This is a genomic window from Piscinibacter lacus, assembly GCF_016735685.1.
Classification (GTDB): domain Bacteria; phylum Pseudomonadota; class Gammaproteobacteria; order Burkholderiales; family Burkholderiaceae_C; genus Aquariibacter; species Aquariibacter lacus.
Genome location: NZ_JAERRA010000001.1, coordinates 2,062,098 through 2,086,998, shown reverse-complemented (window position 1 = coordinate 2,086,998; position 24,901 = coordinate 2,062,098). Strand labels below are relative to the sequence as shown.

Annotated in this window: 20 protein-coding genes; 14 read left to right on the top strand and 6 right to left on the bottom strand. The window is 68.7% G+C overall.

Translation table 11 applies throughout. The features are described from left to right. Window positions 1–70 precede the first annotated feature (70 nt). The 9 genes from msrA to JI742_RS09335 all read left to right on the top strand — a co-directional run bounded on the left by msrA (window position 71) and on the right by JI742_RS09335 (window position 12,782). Entirely contained in the window at window positions 71–625 is a 555-nt protein-coding gene (gene msrA / locus JI742_RS09375) for a peptide-methionine (S)-S-oxide reductase MsrA (RefSeq protein WP_201825872.1), read from the top strand. A gap of 127 nt (window positions 626–752) precedes the next feature. Next, on the top strand, window positions 753–1,181 hold the full coding sequence (locus JI742_RS09370; protein ID WP_201825869.1) for a hypothetical protein: 429 nt from the start codon (window positions 753–755) through the stop codon (window positions 1,179–1,181). 214 nt (window positions 1,182–1,395) lie between these two features. Then, window positions 1,396–3,591 (top strand): TonB-dependent receptor, encoded by a 2,196-nt coding sequence (locus JI742_RS09365; RefSeq protein ID WP_201825867.1) that lies wholly within the window; start codon window positions 1,396–1,398, stop codon window positions 3,589–3,591. A 144-nt stretch (window positions 3,592–3,735) separates the two neighbouring features. Continuing rightward, window positions 3,736–4,059, top strand: coding sequence for a type II toxin-antitoxin system Phd/YefM family antitoxin (locus JI742_RS09360; RefSeq protein WP_201825865.1), 324 nt, complete (start codon window positions 3,736–3,738; stop codon window positions 4,057–4,059). Further along, window positions 4,052–4,444 (top strand): type II toxin-antitoxin system RelE/ParE family toxin, encoded by a 393-nt coding sequence (locus JI742_RS09355; RefSeq protein ID WP_201825862.1) that lies wholly within the window; start codon window positions 4,052–4,054, stop codon window positions 4,442–4,444. Before JI742_RS09360 ends, JI742_RS09355 begins: the two co-directional genes overlap by 8 nt. 100 nt (window positions 4,445–4,544) lie before the next feature. Beyond that, the gene (locus JI742_RS09350) at window positions 4,545–6,929 is read left to right on the top strand and encodes a type I restriction-modification system subunit M (protein WP_201825860.1); all 2,385 of its coding nucleotides are present in this window, start codon (window positions 4,545–4,547) and stop codon (window positions 6,927–6,929) included. 77 nt (window positions 6,930–7,006) lie between these two features. After that, window positions 7,007–8,332 (top strand): restriction endonuclease subunit S, encoded by a 1,326-nt coding sequence (locus tag JI742_RS09345; protein ID WP_201825858.1) that lies wholly within the window; start codon window positions 7,007–7,009, stop codon window positions 8,330–8,332. Window positions 8,333–8,385: 53 nt separating this feature from the next. Further along, window positions 8,386–9,711, top strand: a complete 1,326-nt coding sequence (locus tag JI742_RS09340) for a hypothetical protein (RefSeq protein WP_201825856.1) — start codon at window positions 8,386–8,388, stop codon at window positions 9,709–9,711. Further along, window positions 9,708–12,782, top strand: a complete 3,075-nt coding sequence (locus JI742_RS09335) for a type I restriction endonuclease subunit R (RefSeq protein ID WP_201825854.1) — start codon at window positions 9,708–9,710, stop codon at window positions 12,780–12,782. The genes JI742_RS09340 and JI742_RS09335 overlap by 4 nt, the downstream gene beginning before the upstream one ends. A 148-nt stretch (window positions 12,783–12,930) precedes the next feature. Here the strand turns inward: JI742_RS09335 and pdxH are convergent, their stop codons facing one another. Beyond that, a complete protein-coding gene (pdxH, locus tag JI742_RS09330; protein WP_201825852.1) occupies window positions 12,931–13,581 on the bottom strand; it encodes a pyridoxamine 5'-phosphate oxidase in 651 nt (216 codons plus the stop codon). A 231-nt stretch (window positions 13,582–13,812) separates the two neighbouring features. Between pdxH and JI742_RS09325 the strand changes: the two genes are divergently transcribed. The 3 genes from JI742_RS09325 to JI742_RS09315 all read left to right on the top strand — a co-directional run bounded on the left by JI742_RS09325 (window position 13,813) and on the right by JI742_RS09315 (window position 17,452). Further along, window positions 13,813–14,307: a (2Fe-2S)-binding protein gene (locus tag JI742_RS09325; RefSeq protein ID WP_201825850.1), complete on the top strand. Its 495-nt coding sequence runs from the start codon at window positions 13,813–13,815 to the stop codon at window positions 14,305–14,307. A 1-nt stretch (window position 14,308) separates the two neighbouring features. Beyond that, complete coding sequence (locus tag JI742_RS09320; protein WP_201825848.1) at window positions 14,309–16,573, top strand: xanthine dehydrogenase family protein molybdopterin-binding subunit; 2,265 nt, start codon at window positions 14,309–14,311, stop codon at window positions 16,571–16,573. Window positions 16,574–16,777: 204 nt separating this feature from the next. Beyond that, a complete protein-coding gene (locus tag JI742_RS09315; RefSeq protein WP_201825846.1) occupies window positions 16,778–17,452 on the top strand; it encodes a nucleotidyltransferase family protein in 675 nt (224 codons plus the stop codon). Window positions 17,453–17,489: 37 nt separating this feature from the next. Here the strand turns inward: JI742_RS09315 and gloA are convergent, their stop codons facing one another. The 4 genes from gloA to JI742_RS09295 all read right to left on the bottom strand — a co-directional run bounded on the left by gloA (window position 17,490) and on the right by JI742_RS09295 (window position 21,411). After that, window positions 17,490–17,873 carry a lactoylglutathione lyase gene (gene gloA, locus JI742_RS09310; protein WP_182661863.1) on the bottom strand — a complete coding sequence of 128 codons (384 nt, stop codon included), beginning with the start codon at window positions 17,871–17,873 and terminating at the stop codon, window positions 17,490–17,492. Window positions 17,874–17,900: 27 nt separating this feature from the next. Next, entirely contained in the window at window positions 17,901–18,470 is a 570-nt protein-coding gene (locus tag JI742_RS09305) for a TMEM165/GDT1 family protein (RefSeq protein WP_201826545.1), read from the bottom strand. Between the two features lie 114 nt (window positions 18,471–18,584). Continuing rightward, complete coding sequence (locus tag JI742_RS09300) at window positions 18,585–20,240, bottom strand: methyl-accepting chemotaxis protein (RefSeq protein ID WP_201825844.1); 1,656 nt, start codon at window positions 20,238–20,240, stop codon at window positions 18,585–18,587. A 199-nt stretch (window positions 20,241–20,439) separates the two neighbouring features. Continuing rightward, a complete protein-coding gene (locus JI742_RS09295; protein WP_201825842.1) occupies window positions 20,440–21,411 on the bottom strand; it encodes an MBL fold metallo-hydrolase in 972 nt (323 codons plus the stop codon). Between the two features lie 80 nt (window positions 21,412–21,491). On the opposite strand from JI742_RS09295, the gene rlmD reads away from it, so the two are divergent. Together rlmD and JI742_RS09285 are read left to right on the top strand one after the other, a co-directional pair. Further along, window positions 21,492–22,949 (top strand): 23S rRNA (uracil(1939)-C(5))-methyltransferase RlmD, encoded by a 1,458-nt coding sequence (gene rlmD / locus JI742_RS09290; protein ID WP_201825840.1) that lies wholly within the window; start codon window positions 21,492–21,494, stop codon window positions 22,947–22,949. A gap of 131 nt (window positions 22,950–23,080) precedes the next feature. Beyond that, the gene (locus JI742_RS09285; RefSeq protein ID WP_201825838.1) at window positions 23,081–23,878 is read left to right on the top strand and encodes a M48 family metalloprotease; all 798 of its coding nucleotides are present in this window, start codon (window positions 23,081–23,083) and stop codon (window positions 23,876–23,878) included. A gap of 55 nt (window positions 23,879–23,933) precedes the next feature. Here the strand turns inward: JI742_RS09285 and JI742_RS09280 are convergent, their stop codons facing one another. Next, on the bottom strand, window positions 23,934–24,803 hold the full coding sequence (locus tag JI742_RS09280) for a 3',5'-nucleoside bisphosphate phosphatase (protein ID WP_201825836.1): 870 nt from the start codon (window positions 24,801–24,803) through the stop codon (window positions 23,934–23,936). Window positions 24,804–24,901 lie beyond the last annotated feature (98 nt).

Below are 24,901 nucleotides of genomic sequence, written 5' to 3'. Positions count from 1 at the left end.
GAGGCGACGCTCTGTCAGGATCAACACCGTCCGCCGACTGGTTCAGACCCCGATCCCGACCCCACCTGCCATGAACCCCGACACCCCCCCGCCCCCCGCCGCCGAACTCGCCACCCTGGCCGGTGGCTGCTTCTGGTGCCTGGAGGCCGTCTACCTCGATGTCGACGGCGTGCTCGCCGTGCAGTCCGGCTACAGCCAGGGCCAGGTCGCCTCGCCGAGCTACGAGCAGGTCTGCACCGGCCGCACCGGCCATGCCGAGGTGATCCGTGTGCGCTTCGACCCCGAGCGCATCAGCTACCGCACCCTGCTCGAAATCTTCTTCGAGGTGCACGACCCCAGCCAGCCCAACCGCCAGGGCGCCGATGTCGGCACCCAGTACCGCAGCGGCATCTACACCCACAGCGAGGCCCAGGCCGCCACCGCCGCCGAAGTGATCGCCGCGCGCCGCGACGCCGGGCAGCGCATCGTCACCGAGGTCGAGCCCGAGCGCGACTACTGGCCGGCCGAGGGCTACCACCAGAACTACGTGGCCGAGCACCCGAACCAGCCTTACTGCCTGTTCGTCGCCAAGGCCAAGGTCGAGGCCTTCCGGCAAGCCTTCCCCGGCCGGCGCAAGCTGCGCTGAAACCCGGTCTCAAGCCATGAGCCTGCCGCCCCGGCCTGCGCTGCCTCGTGCCCCCGCCCCCCGCGGGCGGCCGGCGGCTGCGCCTGCGCGCCGGGGCCGGGCTGCGCTGCGGGCGTGCCGAGCCGGCGTGCTGGGCCTGGCGCTGCTGGCCCTGGCCCTGCTGCTGGCCCAGGGCCTGGGCCGCATGCACGGGGTGGCCCATGGCCTGCATGCCGGGTTGCATGCGGCTGCCGGATCGGCCGATCCGCTGGGGATGGGGGCGACCGCAGGGTCGGCCGCTGCGGAGTCCCATCCCACCGACCATCAAACGGCCCACCACGCGGCCCATGCCCCCAGGCATCCCCATCCCGCCGCCGAGCATGCGGCCGACCATGCCGCCGGCAGCGCGCTTTGCGAGCTGATCGACGATCTGGCGCAGGCGCCGCTCGACCTGTCGGCCCTGCCTGGCCTGGCCGCCGGGCCGCGGGCTGAAGCCCGTCCCGCCGCGCCCCGGCCGGCCTCGCCGCAGGCCGAGGCCCCGGCCGCCCGGGCGCGCGACCCGCCCGCTCGGGCCTGAGGCTTCCGGCCCGCCCCGCCGCTCATGCGGCGCCTGCGGCGGGCCCCATCGCGCTTTGCCGTGCAGCCCGGAGCCCCTGGGGGCGACCGGGCTGGCGTGCATCGATCTGGCCGCTGCGTCCTCAGGCCGCCTGCCCCCCGGGGCAGACGGACGGCGCGCGGCCTTGCGGCCCGTGCCCCTCGCCGGGGTCGGGCTCCTTTCTGGCAGCTTGCCCATGTCCTCGATTGCTTCCCTGTCCGCGGCGCCCGTGCCGCGCCGCCTGCTGCTGGCCCTGCTGGCCGCCTTCGCCGGCCCGCTGGCCGCCCAGTCCACCCCATCCGCTTCGGCAGACGCACCCGCCGCAGCCACCCTGCCGCCGCGCCTCATCACCGGCAACCCGCTGGGGCAGGACGTCACCGGCACGCCGGCCACCGTCATCCAGGGCGAGGCCCTGGTGCTGCGTCGCGGCAGCACCCTGGCCGAGACCCTGTCCGGCACCCCCGGCGTGGCCGCCACTGCCTTCGGCCCGAATGCCAACCGGCCGCTGATCCGCGGCCTGGATGGCGACCGCATCCGCATCCTGAACAACGGTGGCGCCAGCCTCGACGCCTCGGCGCTGAGCTTCGACCATGCCGTGCCCATCGACCCGCTGGCCGTCACCCGCATCGAGGTGCTGCGCGGCCCGGCGGCCCTGCTCTACGGCGGCAGCGCGATCGGCGGCGTCGTCAACGCCCTCGACCGCCGCATCGCCAGCGAGACGCCCGAGGGCGTGGAAGGCGCGGTCGAGCTGCGCGGTGGCAGCGCCGCCCGGGAGGAGGGCGCCAGCGCCGTGCTGGATGCCACCGTGCTGCCCGGCGCTGCGGCCGGCACCGGCCTCGTCCTTCATGTGGACGCCTTCCGCCGCCGCACCGAGGACCTGCGCACCCCGGGCTACGACCGGCCCGACGGCGCGGGCGGCAGCACCCGCGCCGACCGCGTCCTCAACTCGGCCAGCCGCGCCGAGGGCGGCGCCGTTGGCCTGAGCTGGGTGGGCCGCAACGGCCACCTGGGCCTGGCCGTGGACCGCTACGAGAACGACTACGGCATCGTCGCCGAGGAGGACGTGACGATCCGCATGCAGCAGGACAAGCTGGCCCTGGCCGGCGAATGGCGCTGGGCCCAGGGCCCGCTGCGCCGCCTGAGCGGCCGGGTGCAGGACACCGACTACCAGCATGCCGAGGTGGAAGGCGACGGCGCCGTCGGCACCCGCTTCGGCCGCAATGGTCAGGACGCGCGCTTCGAGGCCGAGCATGCGCCCCTGGGTGCGATGCGCGGCGTCATCGGATTGCAGCTCGAACGCAGCCGCTTCAGCGCCCTGGGCGAGGAAGCCTTCGTGCCCTCGACCCGCAGCCGCCAGCAGGCCGTTTTCCTGCATGAGGAACTGCCGCTCGGCGCCCTGCTGGGCCGGGCGCCGACGGCCGAAGCCGCGCCCGCAGCCGGCGCCGCCCGCCAGCCCGGCCGGGCCGAGGCCAGCGACCCGCGCGGCCTGCGCGAACCCCGCCTCAGCTTCGGCGCCCGCCTGGAGCGCAGCCGCATCGCCTCCGCCGGCGACGCGCCGGGCGCCGACCCGCAGTTCGGCGACGCCCGAACCCGCCGCTTCACCGCCCGCAGCCTGGCCGCCGGCCTGCTGTGGCCCCTGGCCCCGGGCTGGCAGGCCAGCGTCAACCTCGCCCGCAGCGAACGCGCGCCCACCGACTACGAGCTCTACGCCAACGGCCTGCACCTGGCCACCGCCGCCTTCGAGCAGGGCGACCCCAGCCTGCCCACCGAACGCGCCCGCAGCCTGGACCTGGGCCTGGCCTGGCAATCCGGCCCGGCGCGGATCAGCGGCCAGCTCTACCGCAGCGACTTCAGTCGCTTCATCGGCCTGATCCCCACGGGGGCCGACGCCGACACCGACGAAGGCCCGGTGCCCATCTACGCCTTCCAGCCGGTCCGTGCGCGCTTCACCGGCTTCGAGCTGGAAGGCCACTGGCGCTGGACGCATGGCCGCGGCGAGGGCGCGCACTGGACCGAGCTCGGCGCCAGCCTGGACCGCGTGCGGGCCGAGAACCTCAGCGCCGGCGAGGCCCTGCCGCGCATCCCGCCGCAGCGCCTGGGCCTCAGCCTGGCCCACGGCTGGGCCGGCTGGACCCTGCGCGCCGAAGCCCGCCACGCCGCTCGCCAGGACCGCGTGCCCGCCGAGGACGAGGCCACCCCCTCGTCCACCGTGCTCAACCTGGCCGCCAGCCACCGCTGGCGCCTGGCGGACGACCGCGAAGCCCTGTTCTTCCTGCGCCTGGACAACCTGACCGACGAACTGGCCTACAACGCCAGCACCATCGCCACCGTGCGGCGGCTGGCGCCGCTGGGGGGGCGCAGCGTGAGTGCGGGCTTGAGGTTCAGCTTCTGAGCAGCGGCTGAGCGGGGTGCTCCGGGGGTGGCTTGGGCCTCCGGGGAGGACACGGCGGGGCGGCCCCCGCCGTGTTTCGCTCGGCTGGCGGCCCCCGGTAGACTGCACAGAATCCTGTTCATCCACTCAGCCAAGGAGCCGGCCATGGGCTTTTCAGCCAGAGACGTGGTGCCCTTCACCCAGGCGCGCGCCAATCTTTCCGAACTGGCCGACCAAGCCAAGGCCGGCGCCGAGAAGATCATCACCAAGAACGGCGAGAGTTACGTCGCCCTCATCGACGCGGATCGGCTGGATTACTACCACCGGCTGGAGCGCGAGCGCATCCACCTGCTGCTGATCGACGATGCCCGGCGCGGCTTGGCCGACATTGAGGCCGGCCGTACTGTGGGGGCCGATGCCGCCATCGCCCAGATTCAGCAGCGCCGCGCAGGCTCGTCCATTGGCAAGGCCGCCAAGAAGCGTGGCTGAGAATCTGTATCGGGTCGAATTGACCGCCAGCTTCCTGGATCGGCTGAACGCCATCGAGGCGTTCCTGACCGAAGCCGACGTGGCCTTTGCCTTCGACGACCTGCTGGCCGACCTGCGCGCCACGGTCTTTCCCAACCTGGCCCGGTTCCCCCGCATCGGCCGGCGCTACTTGGACAACCCGCCGCAGTCTGCGGAGGCTCTGGCCCAACTCGCCGCGCTGCCGGCCGGTGCAGCAAGCGCCCTGCGTGAGTACCTGCACAGCGACTACCTGATGCTCTACACGGCCGTGGATGCCAATGCGACGGTGTATCTGCTGGCCATCCAACATCACCGCCAGCTTTCAGTTGATTTTTCTGGGGTTTGGTCGGGTTTCTTGAACAGGTGATCTGTCAGATAAGCTTTCGGGAACGCGTTATGGGCATCTTCAAGGTCCATTGGAATATCGCCGTCTCCAAAGGCACGGCGGCGAGCTGAGGAACGTATCGATGCAGAAGAAGCAACAACAAGACCAAAGCCAGATCAAGTGGATTTCCGACTTCATCTGGAACATCGCTGACGACCGCCTGCGCGACGTTTACGTGCGCGGCAAGTACCGCGACGTGATCCTGCCCTTCACCGTGCTGCGGCGGCTCGATGCCGTACTCGAAGCGACGAAAGACGCGGTGCTCGAGCGCAAGAAGTTCCTGGACAGCCACAAGGTGGCCGAGCAGGACGGCGCGCTGCGCATGGCGGCAGGCCAAGCCTTCTACAACGTCTCGGAATTCACGCTGGCCAAGCTCAAGGCCAGCGCAGCAGGGCAGCGCTTGCGCGATGACTTCATTGCGTATTTAGACGGCTTTTCGCCCAATGTGCAGGAAATCCTCACCAAGTTCAACTTCCGCAACCAGATCCAGAAGCTGGTGGATTCCCACGTCCTTGGTTACTTGATCGACGACTTCCTCGACCCCGAGGTCAATCTTGCGCCGTTGCCGGTGAAGGATGCCGACGGCCGCATCAAGCTGCCCGCGTTGGACAACCACGGCATGGGTACGGTGTTCGAGGAGCTGATTCGCCGCTTCAACGAAGACAATAACGAAGAGGCAGGCGAGCACTTCACCCCGCGCGACGTGGTACAGCTCATGGCCAAGTTGTTATTTCTGCCGGTGGCGGACCGCATCGAGTCAAGCACTTACTCCCTCTACGACGGCTCCTGCGGTACCGGCGGCATGCTCACGGTAGCTGAGGAGGCACTGCACGAACTGGCTGAGCAGCACGGCAAGGAAGTGTCGATCCACCTGTTCGGGCAGGAGATCAGCGACGAAACCTACGCCATCTGCAAGGCCGACCTGCTTTTGAAAGGTGAAGGCGAAGAGGCCGAGAACATTGTGGGCGGCGCGGACAAATCCACTTTGTCTGCCGACCAGTTCCGCAGCCGTGAGTTCGACTTCATGATCTCCAACCCGCCCTACGGCAAGAGTTGGAAGACCGATTTGGAGCGCATGGGCGGCAAGAAGGAATTCAACGACCCGCGCTTCATCGTCAGTCACGGGGGCAATGCTGAATTCAAGCTCCTGACCCGCTCCAGCGATGGGCAGCTCATGTTCCAGGTGAACAAGCTGCAGAAGATGAAGCACAACACGGCGCTGGGTAGCCGTATTGCGCTGGTGCACAACGGCTCCGCACTGTTCACCGGCGACGCGGGCCAGGGCGAGAGCAACATTCGTCGCTGGGTGCTGGAAAATGACTGGCTCGAAGCCATCATCGCCCTGCCGCTCAATATCTTCTACAACACCGGCATTGCCACCTACATCTGGGTGCTGGCCAACAAGAAGGCCGAAGCTCGCCGTGGCAAGGTGCAGTTGATCGACGCCAGCGGTTGGTCCCAACCGCTGCGCCGCAACCTCGGCAAGAAAAACTGCGAACTCTCGGATGGAGACATCCAGCGAATCCTTGACCTCTACCTCGGCGAGGCGCAGAAAACCGCCGAGTCGAAATGGTTCGACACCCAGGATTTCGGCTACTGGAAGATCACCGTCGAGCGCCCGCTGCGCCTGAAAAGCCAGCTTTCCGACGAACGCATCGAGCCCCTGCGGTTTGCCACCGGCGACGAGGCGCTGCGAGCCGAGATCTACGCCACCCACGGTGAGACGCTCTACACCGAGTTCGCCAAGCGCAAGCCGACCATCGAGGCGTGGCTGAAGGGCGAGGACGAGAACGAAGACGACGACAGCGAAGACAGCGACAGCGGCGATGACGGCGAAGCCCCCGCTGCCCGTAAGGCCGTGCCCGCCAAGCGCCGCAAGAAGCTGCTCGATGCTTCGACTTGGCAGCGCGACAAGGGGCTGATGGAGGTGGCGAAGCGGGCGCAGCAGGCGCTGGGCAGCGCCGTGTTCGACGACCACAATGAATTCCGCTCCCGCTTCGATGCGACGCTCAAGGCACAGAGTGACAAGCTCGGCGCGCCGGAGAAGAAGGCCATCTACAAGGCGGTGAGCTGGCGCGAAGAAACCGCGCCGCCGGTTATCGCCAAGCGCAGCAAGCTCAAGGCAGGGGAACACTTCGAGCCCGGCTTCGATGGCGCGTACCAGGAGATCACGGGCAAGGATCGCTTCATGGTCGAGTACGAACCCGACAGCGAGCTGCGCGACACGGAGCAGGTGCCGTTGAAGGAACCGGGCGGGATCGACGCCTTCTTCGCCCGTGAGGTGTTGCCGCACGCACCGGACGCCTGGATCGCCACGGACAAGACCCAGATCGGCTACGAGATTTCGTTTGCCCGCTATTTCTACAAGCCCGCGCCGCTGCGCACGCTAGCAGAAATCCGCGCCGACATCCTCGCGCTGGAGCGCCAGAGCGAAGGGTTGCTGCACAAGATCGTGGGGGGCGCGTAATGGCGGTGGCGAGCGCGTACCCAAACTATCGTGCATCCGGATTGCCCTGGGTTCCTCGGCTGCCAGAGGGTTGGCAGGTGCTGCGCAATGGTCGCCTTTTCGGTCATCGCGTCGAAACGGGCTTCCCCGATCTCCCCATTCTGGAAGTGTCGCTGCGTACATGCGTGCGTGTGCGTGACATGGAAAACCTAAAGCGCAAGCAGGTGATGAGCCAGAAGGAGAAGTACAAACGCGCAGCCAAAGGCGACATTGCCTACAATATGATGCGGATGTGGCAAGGCGCGGTCGGCCCCGCTCCCGTTGACGGGCTGGTCAGCCCGGCCTACGTCGTGGTGAAACCCTACGACGAAGCCAACAGCAGCTACTACAGCTACTTGTTCCGCACGTCAGCGTACATGCAGGAGGTCAACAAGTTCTCGCGCGGCATCGTGGCGGATCGCAACCGTCTGTATTGGGAATCCTTTAAGCAGATGCCCTCGCTCGTGCCCCCGCGCCCCGAGCAAGACCAGATCGTCGCCTACCTGCGCGCGCAGGACGCGCACATCGCCCGCTTCATCAAGGCCAAGCGGGAGCTGATCAAGCGGCTCACCGAACAAAAGCTGCGCATCATCGACCATGCCGTCACGCGTGGCCTTGATTCATCGGTAGCGTTGAAGCCGTCCGGCATCGAATGGCTGGGGGAGATGCCGGAGCACTGGGATGCATCTCGCTTGAAGTATTGCGTTTCACGGATTCATGCCGGTGGGACACCAGACACCGGAGTTGATGGCTACTGGTCTGACAGCAGCGATGGAATTCCGTGGCTATTGATCGCAGATGTGACCAGGGCTGATCGCGTGGCTAACTCGACCAAACGACTGACTCAAGCCGGTTTGGAATCGAAGCGATTGGCCGTTGTTCCTGCTGGAGCAGTGCTATACACGATGTATGCCAGCATCGGTAAAGCTGCCATTCTTGGGATCGACTCTGCAATCAATCAAGCGATTCTCGGGCTTGAGCCGAAAAGCAATCTGCTGGAGGCCGAGTTCTTGTTCTTTTGGCTCCGCAGCTTGGAACGTCACATCAAGAATCTTGCGAGCACAAGCACACAAGCCAATCTAAACGCTGCCAAGGTCAAGGCACTTCCGATGTTTCTTCCCCCTTTGGAGGAGCAGAAGCTCATTTGTGCCTGGATCAAGAGCGAATGCCGGATATTTGACGACGCCATCGCCCGCACCGAAGAAGAAATCAAGCTGATCCGCGAATACCGCGACCGCCTGATTGCCGATGTGGTCACCGGCCAAGTGGACGTGCAGGGCTGGCAGCCCAGCCCGGATGATGTTGTGGCCGAAGAGGACTTAGCAGCACTGGCTGGCGATGAAGAAATCGAAACCGAAGGGGAGGATAACGATGGCGAAGAATAAGCACACCTCAATCGAACGGCAAAGCCCCGCGCTGGCCAGAGGGAGGCAATAACATGCACAAGACGCTGAAAACGATCCAAGCGCGTTTGGTGGAGGTCGTCGCTCAAGTAAAGGCCTCTGTTCCTAACGATGAGCCCTTCGGGAACGCACATGGAAACTGGAGCTTTCCGGGGCTTACTCGCGCAGAGCTGATCGAAGAAGCCGAGAAGATTGTTGACCTGATTGAAGATCAGGGTTGCGACGATTTGGGCGAGCATGACGCACGCCTCCAGGACTACGTGCGTCGCCTCCAGTTTCTTCAACAAAACACCGTCGGCCAGTTGTGGGGAGGGAACGCTGCACAAGCCGTATCCGCATATCTGTTCACACTCCAAGGTCTAAAAAAGGCGCTTGATCCCGTCTTGACCCGAGATGATCGCGCCGAGGCGGCGTCTAAGCTGAAACGGCTGACCCAACAACTGCGAGGCATGGAGTCGCGCCTGAATGGCCTTGATCCTCGCGCGGCAGAACTCAGCACCATGGTGGAACGGATCGAGCAGGCGTATCACGCGGCCGACCAGTTGCCTACAGACCTAGAGACTTTGGCCGAGGCACGGCAGAAGATCACTGATCTCGTCAAAGACGCTACGCGAGATCAAGGTGACGTGCTGCGGATCAGAGAGGGCGCAGGAGAACTCGACACGCAATTGAAGAAGATTGCAGACGACGCCAAGGCAGTTATGGATCGCTGCGAGACCGCGTACTCGGCGGCTACCAGTGTCGGGCTGGCAGCGGCTTTCAGCGAACGCTCAAGCACCTTGTCTAAGTCCATGTGGTTTTGGGTTGCAGGTTTGGTCGCGGCACTGGCGGCTGGGAGTTACTTCGGCTCTGCGCAACTGCACTCATTGGCGGAGCTATTCAAGACTCCCAACGTCGCGACATCCGTGGTGCTCCTCAACCTGCTGCTTTCTGTGCTGTCGGTCGGCGCTCCGGTTTGGTTTGCGTGGCTGTCTACAAAGCAGATCGGGCAGAGGTTCCGGCTTGCGGAGGACTATGCCTTCAAGGCCTCGATTTCCAGGGCCTACGAGGGTTTCCGTCGCGAAGCAGCGAGATTCGACAAGGACATGGAGGCAAAACTCCTGTCGTCTGCGCTGACAAGGCTGGATGAACTGCCGCTTCGATTGGTGGAAACCGACAGCCACGGCAGCCCTTGGCATGAACTCGCATCGTCGAATGCGGTGAAACAGGCCATGCGGGCGGTGCCTGGGTTTGCCGAACAGATCAAAGACTTGGCAAGCAAAGCCCTTGCGGCAGCCACAGCACCAAGAGTGCCCGCCCCTTCGATGTCCAGCGGAGAGGCCGCGCCCGCGGCCGGAAAAGCGAAGGGAGGTGATGCATGAAGCACTCTGACACCAGCGAACGTTGGTTCGAGGCGCGCGTGGTGCGCGGCCTGACCGGTGTGCCGCAGCCCGAGTACAACCATGATCTGGCCTCCACGGACTTCGCCGCCACTCACAACGGCTACGTTCAGGGCAAGCCCACCGACTACAACCGCGACGTGGCGTTGGATGTGGCGCAGTTGCTGGCCTTCTTGCAGGTCACCCAGCCCAAGGCGGTGGACACGCTAGAACTGGCGGCGGATGGCATCAAGCGCACCCAGTTTCTGCACCGCCTGCAAGGCGAAATCACCAAGCGTGGCGTGGTGGACGTGCTGCGCAAGGGCGTGAGCCACGGGCCGGTACACGTCGATCTCTACAAGCTGCTGCCCACGCCGGGCAATGTCGCCGCAGCGGACGCCTTCGGCAAGAACATCTTCAGCGTCACCCGGCAGGTGCGATACAGCAACGATTCCGGCAATGAACTGGACTTGGCGATCTTCGTCAACGGTCTGCCGGTGCTGACGTTTGAGTTGAAGAACTCGCTGACCAAGCAGACCCTGGCCGACGCCATCGTCCAGTACCAGACCACGCGCAGCCCGCAGGAACTGCTGTTCCAGTTGGGCCATTGCGTGGCGCACGTCGCGGTTGATGACGCGGAAGCCGCGTTCTGCACTGAGTTGAAGGGCAAAGCCTCTTGGTTCCTGCCGTTCAACCAGGGCTGGAACAGCGGCGCGGGCAACCCGCCCAACCCGGATGGTCTGAAGACCGATTACCTGTGGAAGCAGGTGCTGACCCGCGAGTCGCTGGCCAATATCATCGAGAGTTACGCGCAGGTGGTGGAGGAGGAAGAAGCAGACGCCAGCGGCAAGAAACGCAAGAAGCGCAAGCAGATCTTCCCGCGCTTCCATCAGTTACGCACGGTGCGTGCGCTGCTGCGCCGTGCCCATACCGATGGGGTGGGCAAGCGCTATCTGATCCAGCATTCGGCAGGCAGCGGCAAGAGCAACACGATTGCCTGGCTGGCGCACCAGTTGGTGGAGCTGCGCCGCAAGGACGACCCGATGACGGCGCAGTTCGACTCCATCATCGTCATCACCGACCGGCGCGCGCTGGACACACAGATTGCCCGCACCATCAAGGGTTACGACCACGTGGCGGCGATCTTCGGCCACTCCGACAACGCGCAGGAGCTGCGTGAGTACCTGCGCCGGGGCAAGAAAATCATCGTCACCACGGTGCAGAAATTCCCGTTCATCCTCGATGAGCTGGGCGACCTCTCCGGCAAGAGCTTCGCGCTGTTGATCGACGAAGCGCATTCCAGCCAAGGCGGCAAGATCGCGGCGCGGATGCACGAAGCCCTTGGCGGCAAGGCGGCCGAGGAGGAGTTCGAGGAGGACAGCACGCAGGATGCGATCAATGCCGAAATCGAGAAGCGCATCGCCGCGCGCAAGCTTCTGGCCAACGCCAGCTACTTCGCGTTCACTGCCACGCCCAAGAACAAGACGCTGGAGTTGTTCGGCGAGAAAACCCTGGTCGGCGACAAGGTGCAGTTCCGCTCGCCCGAAGAACTGACCTACACCACCAAGCAGGCCATCCAGGAGAAGTTCATCCTCGACGTAGTGGAGAACTACACCACCTACGACAGCTTCTACCAAGTGGCCAAGACGGTGGCGGACGACCCGGAATTCGACAAGGTGAAGGCGCTGAAGAAAATCCGCCACTACGTCGAATCGCACGACAAGGCCATCCGCCGCAAGGCCGAGATCATGGTCGATCACTTCATCGCGCAGGTGGCGGGCAAACAGAAGATCGGTGGCAAGGCGCGGGCGATGATCGTGTGCAACGGCATCGCGCGGGCCATCGACTACTGGCGTGAGGTGTCGGACTACCTCACGCAGATCAAAAGCCCGTACAAGGCCATCGTGGCGTACTCGGGCGACTTCGAGATTGGCGGCCAGAAGAAGACCGAGGCCGATCTCAACGGGTTTCCGAGCAAGGACATTCCGGCCAATCTCAAGCAAGACCCGTATCGCTTGCTGATCGTCGCCAACAAGTTCGTCACCGGCTTTGACGAACCTTTGCTGCACACGATGTACGTGGACAAGCCGCTGGCGGGCGTGCTGGCGGTGCAGACCCTGTCACGCCTGAACCGAGCGCATCCACAGAAGTACGACACCTTCGTGCTCGACTTCGCCAACAACGCCGAGGCGGTGAAGGCGGCGTTCCAGGACTACTACCGCGCCACCATCCAGACCGGCGAAACCGACGCCAACAAGCTGCACGACCTGAAGGCGGAACTCGACGGGCAGCAGGTGTATAGCTGGCAGCAGGTGGAAGACTTGGTGGCGCTTTACTTGAGCGGCGCAGACCGGGACAAACTCGATCCGATCCTCGATGCGTGCGTGGTCGAATACACCGACCAGCTGGGCGAGGACGATCAGGTCAAGTTCAAGGGGAAGGCGAAGGCCTTCGTGCGCAGCTACGGTTTCCTCGCCGCGATCCTGAGTTACGGTCACCCGACCTGGGAGAAGCTGTCGATCTTCCTAAACTTCCTCATCCCCAAGTTGCCCGCGCCCAAGGAGGAAGACCTCTCCAAGGGGGTGCTGGAGACCATCGACATGGACAGCTACCGGGTGGAGGCCAAAGCAGCGCTGAAGATGGCGATGGACGATGCCGACGCTACCGTCGAGCCAGTGCCGCCGGGCGGTGGTGGCGGCAAGGGCGAGCCAGACATCGACAAGCTCTCGGCAATCATCCAGACCTTCAACGACCTCTTCGGCAACATCGAGTGGAAGGACGAGGACAAGATCCGCAAGGTCATCGCCGAGGAAATCCCGGCGCGGGTGGCGCAGGACAAGGCCTACCAGAACGCGCAGGCGAACTCCGACAAGCAAAACGCCAAGTTGGAGCACGACAAGGCGCTCAACCGCGTGGTGCTGGAGCTGCTGTCCGACCACACGGAGCTGTTCAAGCAGTTCAGCGACAACCCCAATTTCAAGCGCTGGCTGACGGACACGGTGTTCGATGCGACCTATCAGCAGGGCGCTATTCCGCCGAAGGGTCCCCCGCGGGATGGGGCGGCGGCGGCCTGACCTGGGCAGGTTCCGCCGGATCAATACAGGTATGGCTGAGTCAGTATGGTCAACGTGACAAGGCAGCTTGGCAGCGAGAGCTGAGGGACTTGTGAAGCGTTTCGGTACCCGGCCAATACCGCATCGCCGCCAAGCCGCCGCGCGCCCCTCACGGCGCCAACCGCTCCCTCACCCACCCCCCCTCCACCCGCGCCGGATCGGTCGGCCGGTAGCGGATGCGGTCGTGCAGGCGGCTCTTGCGGCCTTGCCAGAACTCCCAGGCTTCGGGGTGCAGGACGAAGCCGCCCCAGTGCGGCGGGCGGGGCGGGTTCAGGCCGTGGCGCAGGGCGGCTTCGGCGGCCTGGGTGACGAGCACGGCGCGGCCGGGGATGACTTCGCTTTGCGGCGAGGCCCAGGCGCCCAGGCGGGAATCGAGCGGGCGGGAGGCGTAGTAGGCGTCCGACTCGGCCTCGGGCAGGCGTTCGACGCGGCCTTCGATGCGCACCACCCGTTCCAGCTCGACCCAGTGGAACTGCAGGGCGGCCCAGGGGTGGGCGGCCAGTTCGCGGCCCTTGCGGCTGGCGTAGTTGGTGTACCAGATGAGGCCGCGGGCATCGCAGCCCTTGAGCAGCACGACGCGGGTGGAGGGCCGGCCCTCGGGGCCGACGGTGGCCAGGGTCATGGCGGTGGGCTCGGGCACGCCGCCGTCGATGGCTTGTTGCAGCCAGGTCTGGAACTGGGCGAGCGGGGCTTCGGCGGCTTCGGCTTCGTCGAAGGTGGCCCGTTCGTAGCTTTTGCGCAGGTCGGCAAGAGAAGTCATGCACCCAGTTTAGGAGCGGGTCGCCGGCCCTGTCCGTGGGGAGGGCGCGGGCGCTTGGCGTACACGCTCGCAGGGGCTTTGTCTGTGACCTGGGATGAACCCTGGGTTGGCGTCGGGGTTTGTCCCGGGGATGCCCGGCAAGGGCCGGGAGGCGCGACCATCGGCCGGCTGACGGAAAGCTTGCGCTGTTCTTTCCCGCCCCACCGACACCCCAAGCCGCACGGAGCCGCGATGCCCACGACGACCCTGAACCTCAACGGCCGGCCCACGCCGGTGCAGTCGGACCCTTCCACCCCCCTGCTCTGGGTGCTGCGCGACGAGCTGGGCCTGTGCGGCAGCAAGTTCGGCTGCGGCATCGCGGCTTGCGGGGCCTGCACGGTGCATGTCGACGGCCAGGCCACCCGGTCTTGCGTGCTGCCGATTGCCGCGGTGGGTGCGCAGGCGGTCACGACCATCGAGGCGGTGGGCGAGCAGGGCCCGGCCGCTGCCGCCGGGGCGGCCGTTCGCGCGGCCTGGATTGCGCACGATGTGGCCCAGTGCGGCTACTGCCAGAGCGGCCAGATCATGGGCGCGACGGCGCTGCTGGCCGCCAACCCCCAGCCCAGCGATGCCGAGATCGACGCGGCCATGGCCGGCAATGTCTGCCGCTGCGGCACCTACCCGCGCATCCGCGCGGCCATCCATGCGGCGGCGAAGACGCTGGCCAGCCAGAAGAAGGGGGCTTGAGATGGCTGCTTTCGATCGCCTGAGTGCCGCATCGGCCTCGTCGGCCGCATCCGCCGCGCCGGCCGAATCCGGCCTGAGCCGCCGTGCCTGGCTGCAACTTTCGGTGGCTGCCGGCGGCGGCCTGCTGATCGGCTTTGGCGCGCCGCCGCAGGCCGAGGCCGCCGAGCCTGCCGCCGCAGCGCCCAAGCCGCTGCCCCAGCCCAGCGCCTTCGTGCAGATCCGGCCGGACAACACGGTGGAGATCCGCGTGAACCGGCTGGATTTCGGCCAGGGCGCGCTGACCGCGCTGCCCATGCTGCTGGCCGAGGAGATGGATCTGGACTGGTCGCAGGTCCGCGCCAGCCTGGCGCCGGCGGGCGCGGCCTACAAGGATCCGAACTTCGGCATCCAGATGACCGGCGGCTCGACCGCCATCGCCCACAGTTGGCCGCATTACCGCCAGATCGGCGCCACCGCGCGGGCCGTGCTGGTGCAGGCCGCGGCCGCGCAGTGGGGCGTGCCGGTGTCGGCCTGCCGCACCGAGGCCGGCCAGGTGATCGCCGGCACGCGCCGCGCCAGCTATGCCAGCCTGGCCGAGGCCGCCGCCAAGCAACCGCTGCCGGCCCAGGTGACGCTGAAGCAGGCCGCCGACTTCCGCATCATCGGCCAGCCCAAGGGCCGCCTGGATGCTGCGCTGACGGCCCGCGGCGAGAAGGTCTACGGCATGGACCTGCGCCTGCCGGACATGAAGACCGCGCTGCTGCAACACGCGCCGACCTTCGGCGGCAAGGTGGCCAGCCTGGATGCGACGGCGGCCCGCGCCATCCCCGGCGTGCTGGCCGTGTTCGAGACGCCGACCGACCGCGGCGGCAGCGGCGTGGCCATCGTCGCCACCGGCTACTGGGCGGCCAAGCAGGCCCGCGACGCGCTGAAGGTGAGCTGGAAGGACGGCCCGGCGGCCGGCCTGTCCACCGCCGGCCTTTTTGCCCGCTTCGAGGAAGAAGCCCGTGCGCCCAAGCTGACCGCCCGGGCGCATGACGTGTCCGCCGCCCGCGGCGCAGCCCGGTCGATCCAGGCCAGCTTCCGCTTCCCCTACCTGGCCCACACGCCGATGGAGCCGCTGAACGCGACCTTCGATCTGAGCGAACTGGCCCAGGGCAAGGCCACGGTCTGGGCGGGCAGCCAGTTCCAGACCATCGACCAGGGCGCCATCGCCCAGACCCTCGGCCTCAAGCCCGAGAACGTGACGCTCAACACCATGCCCGCGGGCGGCGGCTTCGGCCGCCGCGCGGTGCCAAGCTCCGATTACCTGCGCGAGGCCGCGGCCCTGGCCAAGGCCTGGCTGGCCCAGCCGGGCGCCAAGCCCGGCCCGGTCAAGGTGATGTGGAGCCGCGAGGACGATGTGCAGGGCGGCTACTACCGGCCGATGCACCTGCACCGGGTGGACATCGCGCTCGATGCCCAGGGCCGCCCGCTGGCCTGGGACCATGTCATCGTCGGCCAGTCCCTGGTCACGGGCACGCCCTTCGAGCCGGTGCTGGTCAAGAACGGCATCGACCACACCATGACCGAAGGCGTCGTCGAGAACCTCTACGGCCTGCCGATGCGGCTGCGGGTGACCCACCCCGAGCTGCCCATCCCGGTGCTCTGGTGGCGTTCGGTCGGCCACACCCACACCGCCTATGTGATGGAGACCCTGGCCGACGAGCTGGCCCATGCCGCGGGCCAGGATCCGGTGGCCTGGCGCCTGGCGCGCTGGCGGGCCGCGCCCGAGCCGGCGCGCCTGGCCCGCCACGTGGCGGCGCTGGAGCTGGCCGTCAAGCAAAGCGGCTACGGCCAGCGCAAGCTGCCCGCCGGCCAGGCCTGGGGCGTGGCGGTGCACGAGAGCTTCGGCTCGGTCGTGGCCTATGTGGTCGAGGCCTCACTGGTCGAGGGCCGGCCCAAGCTGCACCGCGTCACCGCGGGCGTGCATGCCAACACGATCGTCAACCCGCTGGCGGCGCGGGCGCAGATCGAGGGCGGCATGGTCTATGGCCTGGCCATGACCCTGCCGGGCGTGGCGATCACGCTCAAGGACGGCCGGGTCGAGCAGACCCAGTTCAGCGACTACCCGCCGCCGCGCTTGAGCGATGTGCCGCCGATCGACGCGCACTTCGTGCCCAGCGACGCGCCACCCACCGGCCTGGGCGAGCCGGGCACGCCGCCCATCGCACCGGCCGTGGCCAATGCCTTGGCCGTGCTGAGCGGCAAGCGCCTGCGCGAGCTGCCCTTTGCCAGCCTGGCCTGAGCGCCGGGGCGGCCCGGTCCGTGCCACGATGGCACAGATCGGGCCGGCTGCAAAGTTCCCGAGGGAAAGCCTGCACAGGACCGGCCCCGATGCGCATCGGCCGACTTTTCGGTCTGATGCTGGTATGGTTCCGACAACAAATCAAGCATCGCCCCGGACGCCCCCGCAGCCCCCGCTGCGGCAGGGCGCAGGGAAGGGGCGGGCATGAATGCACATCCCGCAAGCCCGGGCGCGCCGCGGCGCCCCGTGGTCGTCGTGCTGGCGGCCGGGCAGGGCAGCCGCTTCCAGGGCCTGGGCCACAAGCTGGCCCAGCCGCTCGGCGAGGTCGGCAGCGTCTTGCAGGCCACGGTGCAGGCGGCGCAGGCCAGCGGCCTGGAGCTGCTGGTGGTGCTGCGGCCCGACCTGCGGCCCCTGCTGGCCGGCCGCATCGCGCCCGAGGCCTTGCTGAGCCTGCCCGCCCAAGCCACCCGGGCGCCCGAGCCGCCCGTCGAGGGCGAGCCTCTGCCCGGCATGGGCGACTCCATCGCCGCCGGGGTGATGGCTCGCCCGCATGCGCGCGGCTGGCTGGTGCTGCCCGGCGACATGCCCTTGGTGCGGCCCGACACCCTGGCCGCGGTCGCCGCCGGGCTGGAGCACCTGCCCATCGCCTATGCCCAGCATGCCGGCCGCCGCGGCCACCCGGTGGCTTTCGGCGCCGAGCTGTATTCCGAGCTGAGCCGCCTGCGCGGCGACACCGGCGCGCGGCGCCTGATCGCCCGCTATCCAGCCCAGGCCGTGGAAGTGGACGATCCCGGCGTGCTCATCGACCTCGACACCGAGGACGATCTGCGCGAAGTCCGCAGCCGCCTGGCCGCCCGGGGCACGCGCCGCCAGGCCTGAGCCGCGTCAAGGGCGCGGCACCTCGGGCGGGGCCTGGTCAGGCTCGCTCGATCAGCTCGATCTTGTAGCCGTCCGGGTCCTGCACGAAGGCGATCACCGTCGAGCCGCCCTTGACCGGGCCGGCCTCGCGGGTGATGGTGCCGCCGGCCGCGCGGATGCGCTCGCAGGTGGCCGCCACATCCGGCACGCCCAGGGCGATGTGGCCGTAGGCGGTGCCGATCTCGTAGCTGCTGACGCCGTGGTTGTAGGTCAGCTCGATCTCGGCATGTTCGGGGTTGTTGCCGTAGCCGACGAAGGCCAGGCTGTAGCCCTGCTCCGGCCGCTCGGTCGTGCGCAGCAGGCGCATGCCGAGGATGCGGGTGTAGAAGTCGATCGCACGCGGCAGGTCGCCGACGCGCAGCATGGTGTGCAGCAGACGCATGGGGGTTCGCTTTCCGAAAAAGGCGGCTCAGCCGCCGACGCCCAGCAGCACCGCCAGGCCGAGCAGGGCAAAGAGGATGGCCGCCACGCGCCGCACCCAGACCAGGGGCACGAAGTGCACCGCCCGGTCGCCGAGCAGCACGGCCGGCACATTGGCCAGCATCATGCCCAGGGTGGTGCCCATGGTCACGGCGATCAGGCTGTCGTACTTGGCCGCCAGCATCACGGTGGCGATCTGCGTCTTGTCGCCCATCTCGGCCAGGAAGAAGGCCACCACGGTGATGCCGAAAACGCCCATCGCGCTGGTTTTGGGCGCCCCGTCGTCCTCGTCCAGGGTGTCGGGCTTGAGCGTCCAGGCAGCCACGGCGAAGAAACTGGCCGCCAGCAGCCAGCGCAGCCAGTGGTCCGGCAGCAGGCTCTGGATCCAGGCGCCCAGCGCGCCGGCCGCGGCATGGTTGGCCAGGGTCGCGACGAAGATGCCCGCGATGATCGGCCTCGCGCGGTGGAAGCGGGCGGCCAGCAGCAGGGCCAGCAACTGGGTCTTGTCGCCGATCTCGCTGACGGCGACAACGCCGGTGGAGACGAGCAGGGCATCGATGGACATGCAGGGTCCGTGGGGTGGCGGGGCATCCAAACAACAACGCCCGGGCAGGCCCGGGCGCGGCGTCGCAGTTTAGAGCCACCCCCGGGTGAACCCGCGGGTCGGACGGCCTCAGGCCGGCTGCGGCATCGCGGCGCCGGCGCTGACCTTGGCCTCGCGCCGCAGCGCGACGGCATCGGGCAGGGGCTGGTGGGCCGCATGGCCGTCGATGCGGAAGATGGCCACGGTGGACTGCACCGTCTCGGCCTGCTGCTCCAGCGAGCTGGCCGAGGCCGCCAGCTCCTCGACCAGGGCCGCGTTCTGCTGGGTGATGGTGTCCATCTGCGCGACCGCCTCGTTGACCTGCGAGATGCCGCTGAGCTGCTCGCGCGCGCCGTGGCTGATCTCCTGGATCAGGGTGCCCACCCGCTGCACCGCGCTGAGCGCCTCGCTCATCGTGGCGCGGGCCTCATCGGACAGGCGCGAGCCCTCGTCGACCTTCTGGGTCGAGCTTTCGATCAGTTGCTTGATCTCGCGCGCCGCATTCGAGCTGCGCTGCGCGAGCGCCCGCACCTCGGAGGCCACCACGGCGAAGCCGCGGCCCTGCTCGCCCGCCCGGGCGGCTTCCACCGCGGCATTGAGGGCGAGGATGTTGGTCTGGAAGGCGATGCCGTCGATCACGCCGATGATCTCGGTGATGCGCTGCGCCGAGCCGCTGATCTCGCGCATCGTCGTCGTCACCCGATCGACCGCGGCGCTGCTGCGCTGGGTGATGGCGGTGGTCTGGCCGGCAAGCTGCTCGGCCTCGCGGGCCGAGTCGGCGCTCTGCCGCACGGTGCCGGTGATCTGCTCCATCGAGGCGGCGGTTTGCTCCAGCGAGGACGCCTGCGACTCGGTGCGGGCCGACAGGTCATGGTTGCCGGCGGCGATCTCGCGGGTGGCATTGCGCATGTTCGCCACCTCGCTGCGCGCATCGCGGACGATGGACATCAGGTTCACATTGAGCTGGTTCAGCCCCCGGCCCAGGGTGCCGATGGCATCGTGCCGGTCCACGGCCAGGGTCTGGGTCAGGTCGCCGGCGGCCATGCGGTTGGTGAAGCGGATCAGCTTGTCCAGCGGCGCCACCGTCAGGCCATGCAGCAGGCGTGCGCCGCCCAGGCTCAGCAGGCCCAGGGCCAGCGTGCCCAGCAGCAGGCCCTGGGGCGAGGGGGTGGCGCCGGCCAGCACGGCGGCCAGGAAGCCGCTCCCGCTCAGGCCCAGGGCCAGCAGGCCCATCTTGCCGGCCAGGCCGGGCTGCAGCAGGCTGGCCAGCCGGCCCAGCGGGGTGGCGCGCACCACGCGGCCTTGCTGCAGGCGGTGGATCAGCACGCCGTTCTGCTTTTCGGCGCGCAGGGTGGTGTAGAGGGCTTCGGCCTCCTGCACCTGCGGCCGGGTGGGCAGGGTGCGGACGGACATGTAGCCCACCGGCCGGTCGCCTTCCAGCAGCGGCGTGACATTGGCCATCACCCAGTAGAAGTCACCGTTCTTGCGGCGGTTCTTCACCAGGGCCGACCAGGGCAGGCCGGCGGCGATCGTGTCCCACATGTCGCGGAAGGCTTCTTCCGGCATGTCGGGGTGGCGGATCAGGTTGTGCGGCTGGCCCAGCAGCTCGTCCTTGGCATAGCCGCTGACCTCGATGAAGGCCGGGTTGCAGTAGACGATGCGGCCCTTCAGGTCGGTCGTCGAGACCAGGGTCTCACCGGCGGGGAAGGGGTACTCGCGGGTCGTGACGGGCAGGTTGGTGCGCATGGCAAGCCGAATGGTGAGGCGAAGGGCGGGGCCTGGCGCCAGCCCCGGGGCATGGCGCGAAGACTAGGCGCCATAACCCTGATCGAAGCGCGGAAAAGCGCAGCACCGGCCGACCAGTTCCAGGCGGCCCAGCCCCTGTCCTGAACAAGACCTTGCCAGCCCCCGCAGCCCCGGCCGACCCCGGCCCGGGCGGCCCGCCTCAGGCCCGGCGGCGGCGGTCCAGCCAGACCCCCAGGCCCTGGGCATTCAGCTCGATGTCGTTGAACAGCACCTCGGCGATGCGTGCGGCATCGGCCGGCCCGCCCAGGGCCTGCCAGGCGCGGGTGTAGAGGCTGGCGCAGGCCTCGCGCAGGGCCTGGTGGCGGGCCGGGCCGGGCTCCGCATGGGCCGCCTGCACCGCCAGCGCGGCGGCGACCATCTGGTCGATCTGCGCATGCTGCTGCGCCGCCAGGGCCTGCACCGCCTCGACGCTGCCGCCGAGCGCGCCGTAGTGGGTCACATACATCCAGACCGGCGCTTCGGCCATCAGGCGCTCGACCGAGGCATGCAGGGCCTCGGGCTCGAACTGCACCGGGGTCGTCGTGGGCAGCAGGTAGCGGCCGCCGCTGCCGGTGCATTCGGGGTAGGAGATGCCGAAGGTGTCGCCGGTGAACCAGCCGCGCGAGGCCGCGTCCCACACGCAGAAGTGGTGGCGCGCATGGCCGGGGGTGTCGACGATGCGCAGCGGCCGGCCGGCGAGCTGCACGGTCTCGTCCGCACCGGCCTCGCGCACCCGGGCGGCCGGCACCGGCAGGATCTGCCCGTAGGTGCGGGCCATCTCCTCGGCGCCGTAGACGGCGGTGGCGCCGGCCACCAGGGCCGTCGGGTCGATCATGTGGCGCGCGCCGCGCGGGTGGATCAGCAGGGTCGCGTTGGGGCACTGCTGCATCAGCAGGCCGGCGCCGCCGGCATGGTCCAGGTGCACATGGGTGGGGATCACCCAGTCCACCGCCTCGGGGCCCAGGCCCTGGGCGGCCAGCGCCTCCAGCAGCCGCGGCACGCTGCGATTGACGCCGCAGTCGATGAAGGCGGCGCGGCCGTCCTGCACGATCAGGTAGGCGGCATCGAAGCCGGGGCGGATGAAGTCGGTGTCGATGACGGTGATGCCGTGGCCGAGGGCTTGGAAGGACATGGTGTGCAGGGCGGTGAGGGCAGTCGGGCCGGCATTCTCGGCCCCGGGGCGCGGCCGGGCGGGCCGGGATAATCCAGCCGATGACACACGAAGACCAAGATCGCTTCGAGATCGAATCGCTCGATCTCGAAGCCCAGGGCGTGGCCCACGATGCCGAAGGCCGCGTGCTCTTCCTCGAAGGCGGCCTGCCCGGCGAGCGCGTACAGGCGGTGATCACCCGCCGCAAGTCGGCCTGGGCCAAGGGCCGCGTGACCGCGGTCGAGCGCGAAAGCAACCAGCGCGTGCGCCCCGCCTGCCCGCATTTCGGCCTGGAGCCCGGCGCCTGCGGCGGCTGCAAGATGCAGCATCTCGACCCGGCCGCGCAGATCGCCGTCAAGCAGCGCGTGCTCGAAGACCAGCTCTGGCACCTCGGCCGCGTGCGGCCGGCCATGGTGCTGCGGCCCATCCAGGGGCCGTCCTGGGGCTACCGCGAGCGCGCCCGCCTGTCGGTGCGGCATGTGGTCAAGAAGGGCACCGTGCTGGTCGGCTTCCACGAGCGGGCGTCGAGCTATGTGGCCGACATGCGCCGCTGCGAGGTGCTGCCGCCCCATGTCTCTGCCCTGCTGCTTCCGCTGCGCGCCCTGGTGATGGGCATGGACGCACGCGACCGCCTGCCGCAGATCGAGCTGGCCGTCGGCCGGCCGGCCTCGGGCGAGGTGGTCACCGCGCTGGTGCTGCGCCACCTGCTGCCGCTGGGCGAGGCCGATCTCGACCGCCTGCGCGAATTCGGCCGTCAGCATGCCGTGCAGTGGTGGCTTCAGCCCAAGGGCCCGGACACCGTGCACCGGCTCGACGAGGGCGGCCCGGCCCTGGCCTACACGCTGCCGGAATTCGGCATCGAGCATCCCTTCCGGCCGACCGACTTCACCCAGGTCAATGCGGCGATCAACCAGGTGCTGGTCGGCCGCGCCCTGCGCCTGCTCGACGCCCAACCCGAGGAGCGTGTGATCGACTGGTTCTGTGGTCTCGGCAATTTCACCCTGCCGATTGCCACCCGGGCGCGCGAGGTGCTGGGCATCGAGGGCAGCCGCGAGCTGGTCGCCCGCGCCCGCGGCAATGCCGCGCACAACGGCCTGGCCGGCAAGACCGAGTTCGCGGCCAGCAATCTGTTCGAGATCGATGCCGCCACGCTCCAGGCCCATGGCGCGGCTGCGCGCTGGCTGGTCGATCCGCCGCGCGAAGGCGCGCTCGCCCTGGTGCAGGCCCTGGTGGAAAGCGTGCAGCCCGCGGCGGGGCAGGCGGCCGGCTGGCAGCCGCCGCAGCGCATCGTCTACGTGAGCTGCAACCCCGCCACCCTGGCCCGCGATGCCGGCCTGCTGGTGCACCGCGCCGGCTACCGCTGCACGCATGCGGGCGTGGTCAACATGTTCCCGCACACCGCGCATGTCGAATCGATCGCCGTGTTCGAGTGGACGGGTGTGGTGCCGCTGCCCCCGGCCGTTCAAGCGTCCGAGGTCGAGCCGCCCGCGCCTGAGCCCGTCCCCGCCGACGCACCGTGACGACGCACGCGCCGGGAAATGGGTGGTTTTCCCGGGTTTGATCCGGGTTAACCCTTGGCATCAAGCTTGCACTGTGGAGCCTGTGCGGATCGCGGCCCTTCCGGCAGCGGACGCTTCGCCGGAGGTGCGACATGGCGACAGGGCAGGGTGCAAGCGGCTGGGGCCGCGGCGGCTTGGGGGCCTGGGGACGGGCCGCGGTGGCCGCGCTGGCGGCCTGGATGGCCTGCGAGGTGCAGGCGGCCGAGGCCGATGCGCCGCAGGCCGGCGTCCAGGGCCTGCACGCCCGGGTGCAGTTCCATGCCGAAGCCCCGGGCGAGCCCGGTGGCATCGCCGAGGTGCTGGACCGCTCGCAGCGCATGCGACTGGCCGCGCTGCGCCAGGCCGAGCCCGCACCCGAGGCGGTCGAGGTGATCCGCGCCAGCTTCATTGCCGTGATGGCCGCCTGGCCGCGGGCGCCGCAGGTCAGCCTGTTGGTGACGCGGGCGCCGGTGATCGCCGAAAGCCTGCTCGGCCGGGTGATCGTCGCGAGCGAGGCCCTGGCCGGCCTGCCGGAGGCCCAGCGTCGCTTCGTGCTGGCCCATGAGCTGGGCCATGTGATCGAGGGCCACTGGGCGCGCATGGGCATGCTCTACCGCAAGCATGTGCCGGGTGCCGTCGACCCCGAGCACACGCAGGCCGTGGCCCAGGTGCTGGGCCGCGAGGCCTCGGCCCTGGCCCATGAGCAGGAACTCGCCGCCGATGCCTTCGGCCTGCGCCTGATCCAGCGCATGGGCCATGAGGTCGGCGATGCGCTGGCCGCCTTCCGCTGCTTCGGGGCCCTGCCCGACACCGCCACCCATCCGGGCACGCGCAAGCGGGTGGCGCACCTGCATGCCTTGACGGCCGAGGCACAGGTGGCGCCATCCCTGACCGCGGCTTCCTCCGACTGAGTCGGCGGCGCGCTGCGGGCGCTGCGCCGCCGTGGCGGGCCGCGGTCGCGGCAGCTCAGCGCCGCGCGATGCGCGGGCCGAGCGCGTCCCAGACGGCGTCCAGGTCGCCGGGCAGCCAGGGCAGGGCGCCCAGATCGGTGCGGCTTTCGCCGGGCGCGTGGAAATCCGAGCCGCGCGAGGCCAGCAAGCCGAATTCGCGCGCCGTGTCGGCGTACTTCAGGGCCTCGGCCGCGCTGTGGCTGCCGGTCACCACCTCGATGCCGCGGCCGCCGTGGGCCATGAATTCGGTGATGAGCGCGTACTCGGCCGTCGGCGAGAAGCGGTAGCGCCCGGGATGGGCGATCACCGCGATGCCGCCGGCTCCGGTGATCCAGCGCACCGTGTCGCCCAGGCCGGCCCAGCGGTGCGGCACATAGCCGGGCTTGCCCTCGGTCAGGTAGCGGCGGAAGACCTCGTGCGTGGTCTCGCAGACGCCGGTTTCGACCAGCCAGCGCGCAAAGTGCGTGCGCGACACCAGATTGGGGTTGTGGACGTAGCGCAGCGCGCCCTCGTAGGCGCCGGGCAGGCCGATGCGGGCCAGGCCCTCGCCCATGGCGCGGGCGCGCTCGGTGCGGCCGGCGCGTACGCTGGCCAGGCCGGCTTGCAGGCCGGCATCGTCCGGGTCCAGGCCCAGGCCGACGATGTGCACCGTCTCGCCCGCGAAGCTGACCGAGACCTCCACCCCGGCCAGCCAGGCCAGGCCCAGGTCCAGCGCGGCCTCGCGGGCCTCGGCCTGGCCGCCCAGCTCGTCGTGGTCGGTCAGGGCCCAGAGGCCGACGCCGCCGGCCGCTGCCCGCTCCGCCAGCGCCGCCGGGCTGAGCTTGCCGTCGGACACATGCGAGTGGCAGTGCAGGTCGGCATTCAGCAGGGCTTCTTCGGCGGGCATGCCGCATTGTCCGGGATGGCTCCGCATCCTGTGCAGGGCCCGTCCGGGCCCGGCGCCGGAACAGGGCGATCCCGGCTGCCCTGTTCGGCGGATGGGCC

Coding starts and splice junctions, on each gene's coding strand:
- msrA (WP_201825872.1), top strand. CDS start 71: ATGAACCCCGACACCCCCCCGCCCCCCGCCGCCGAACTCGCCACCCTG.
- JI742_RS09365 (WP_201825867.1), top strand. CDS start 1,396: ATGTCCTCGATTGCTTCCCTGTCCGCGGCGCCCGTGCCGCGCCGCCTG.
- JI742_RS09360 (WP_201825865.1), top strand. CDS start 3,736: ATGGGCTTTTCAGCCAGAGACGTGGTGCCCTTCACCCAGGCGCGCGCC.
- JI742_RS09350 (WP_201825860.1), top strand. CDS start 4,545: ATGCAGAAGAAGCAACAACAAGACCAAAGCCAGATCAAGTGGATTTCC.
- JI742_RS09340 (WP_201825856.1), top strand. CDS start 8,386: ATGCACAAGACGCTGAAAACGATCCAAGCGCGTTTGGTGGAGGTCGTC.
- JI742_RS09335 (WP_201825854.1), top strand. CDS start 9,708: ATGAAGCACTCTGACACCAGCGAACGTTGGTTCGAGGCGCGCGTGGTG.
- pdxH (WP_201825852.1), bottom strand. CDS start 13,581: ATGACTTCTCTTGCCGACCTGCGCAAAAGCTACGAACGGGCCACCTTC.
- JI742_RS09325 (WP_201825850.1), top strand. CDS start 13,813: ATGCCCACGACGACCCTGAACCTCAACGGCCGGCCCACGCCGGTGCAG.
- JI742_RS09320 (WP_201825848.1), top strand. CDS start 14,309: ATGGCTGCTTTCGATCGCCTGAGTGCCGCATCGGCCTCGTCGGCCGCA.
- JI742_RS09315 (WP_201825846.1), top strand. CDS start 16,778: ATGAATGCACATCCCGCAAGCCCGGGCGCGCCGCGGCGCCCCGTGGTC.
- gloA (WP_182661863.1), bottom strand. CDS start 17,873: ATGCGTCTGCTGCACACCATGCTGCGCGTCGGCGACCTGCCGCGTGCG.
- JI742_RS09300 (WP_201825844.1), bottom strand. CDS start 20,240: ATGCGCACCAACCTGCCCGTCACGACCCGCGAGTACCCCTTCCCCGCC.
- JI742_RS09295 (WP_201825842.1), bottom strand. CDS start 21,411: ATGTCCTTCCAAGCCCTCGGCCACGGCATCACCGTCATCGACACCGAC.
- rlmD (WP_201825840.1), top strand. CDS start 21,492: ATGACACACGAAGACCAAGATCGCTTCGAGATCGAATCGCTCGATCTC.
- JI742_RS09285 (WP_201825838.1), top strand. CDS start 23,081: ATGGCGACAGGGCAGGGTGCAAGCGGCTGGGGCCGCGGCGGCTTGGGG.
- JI742_RS09280 (WP_201825836.1), bottom strand. CDS start 24,803: ATGCCCGCCGAAGAAGCCCTGCTGAATGCCGACCTGCACTGCCACTCG.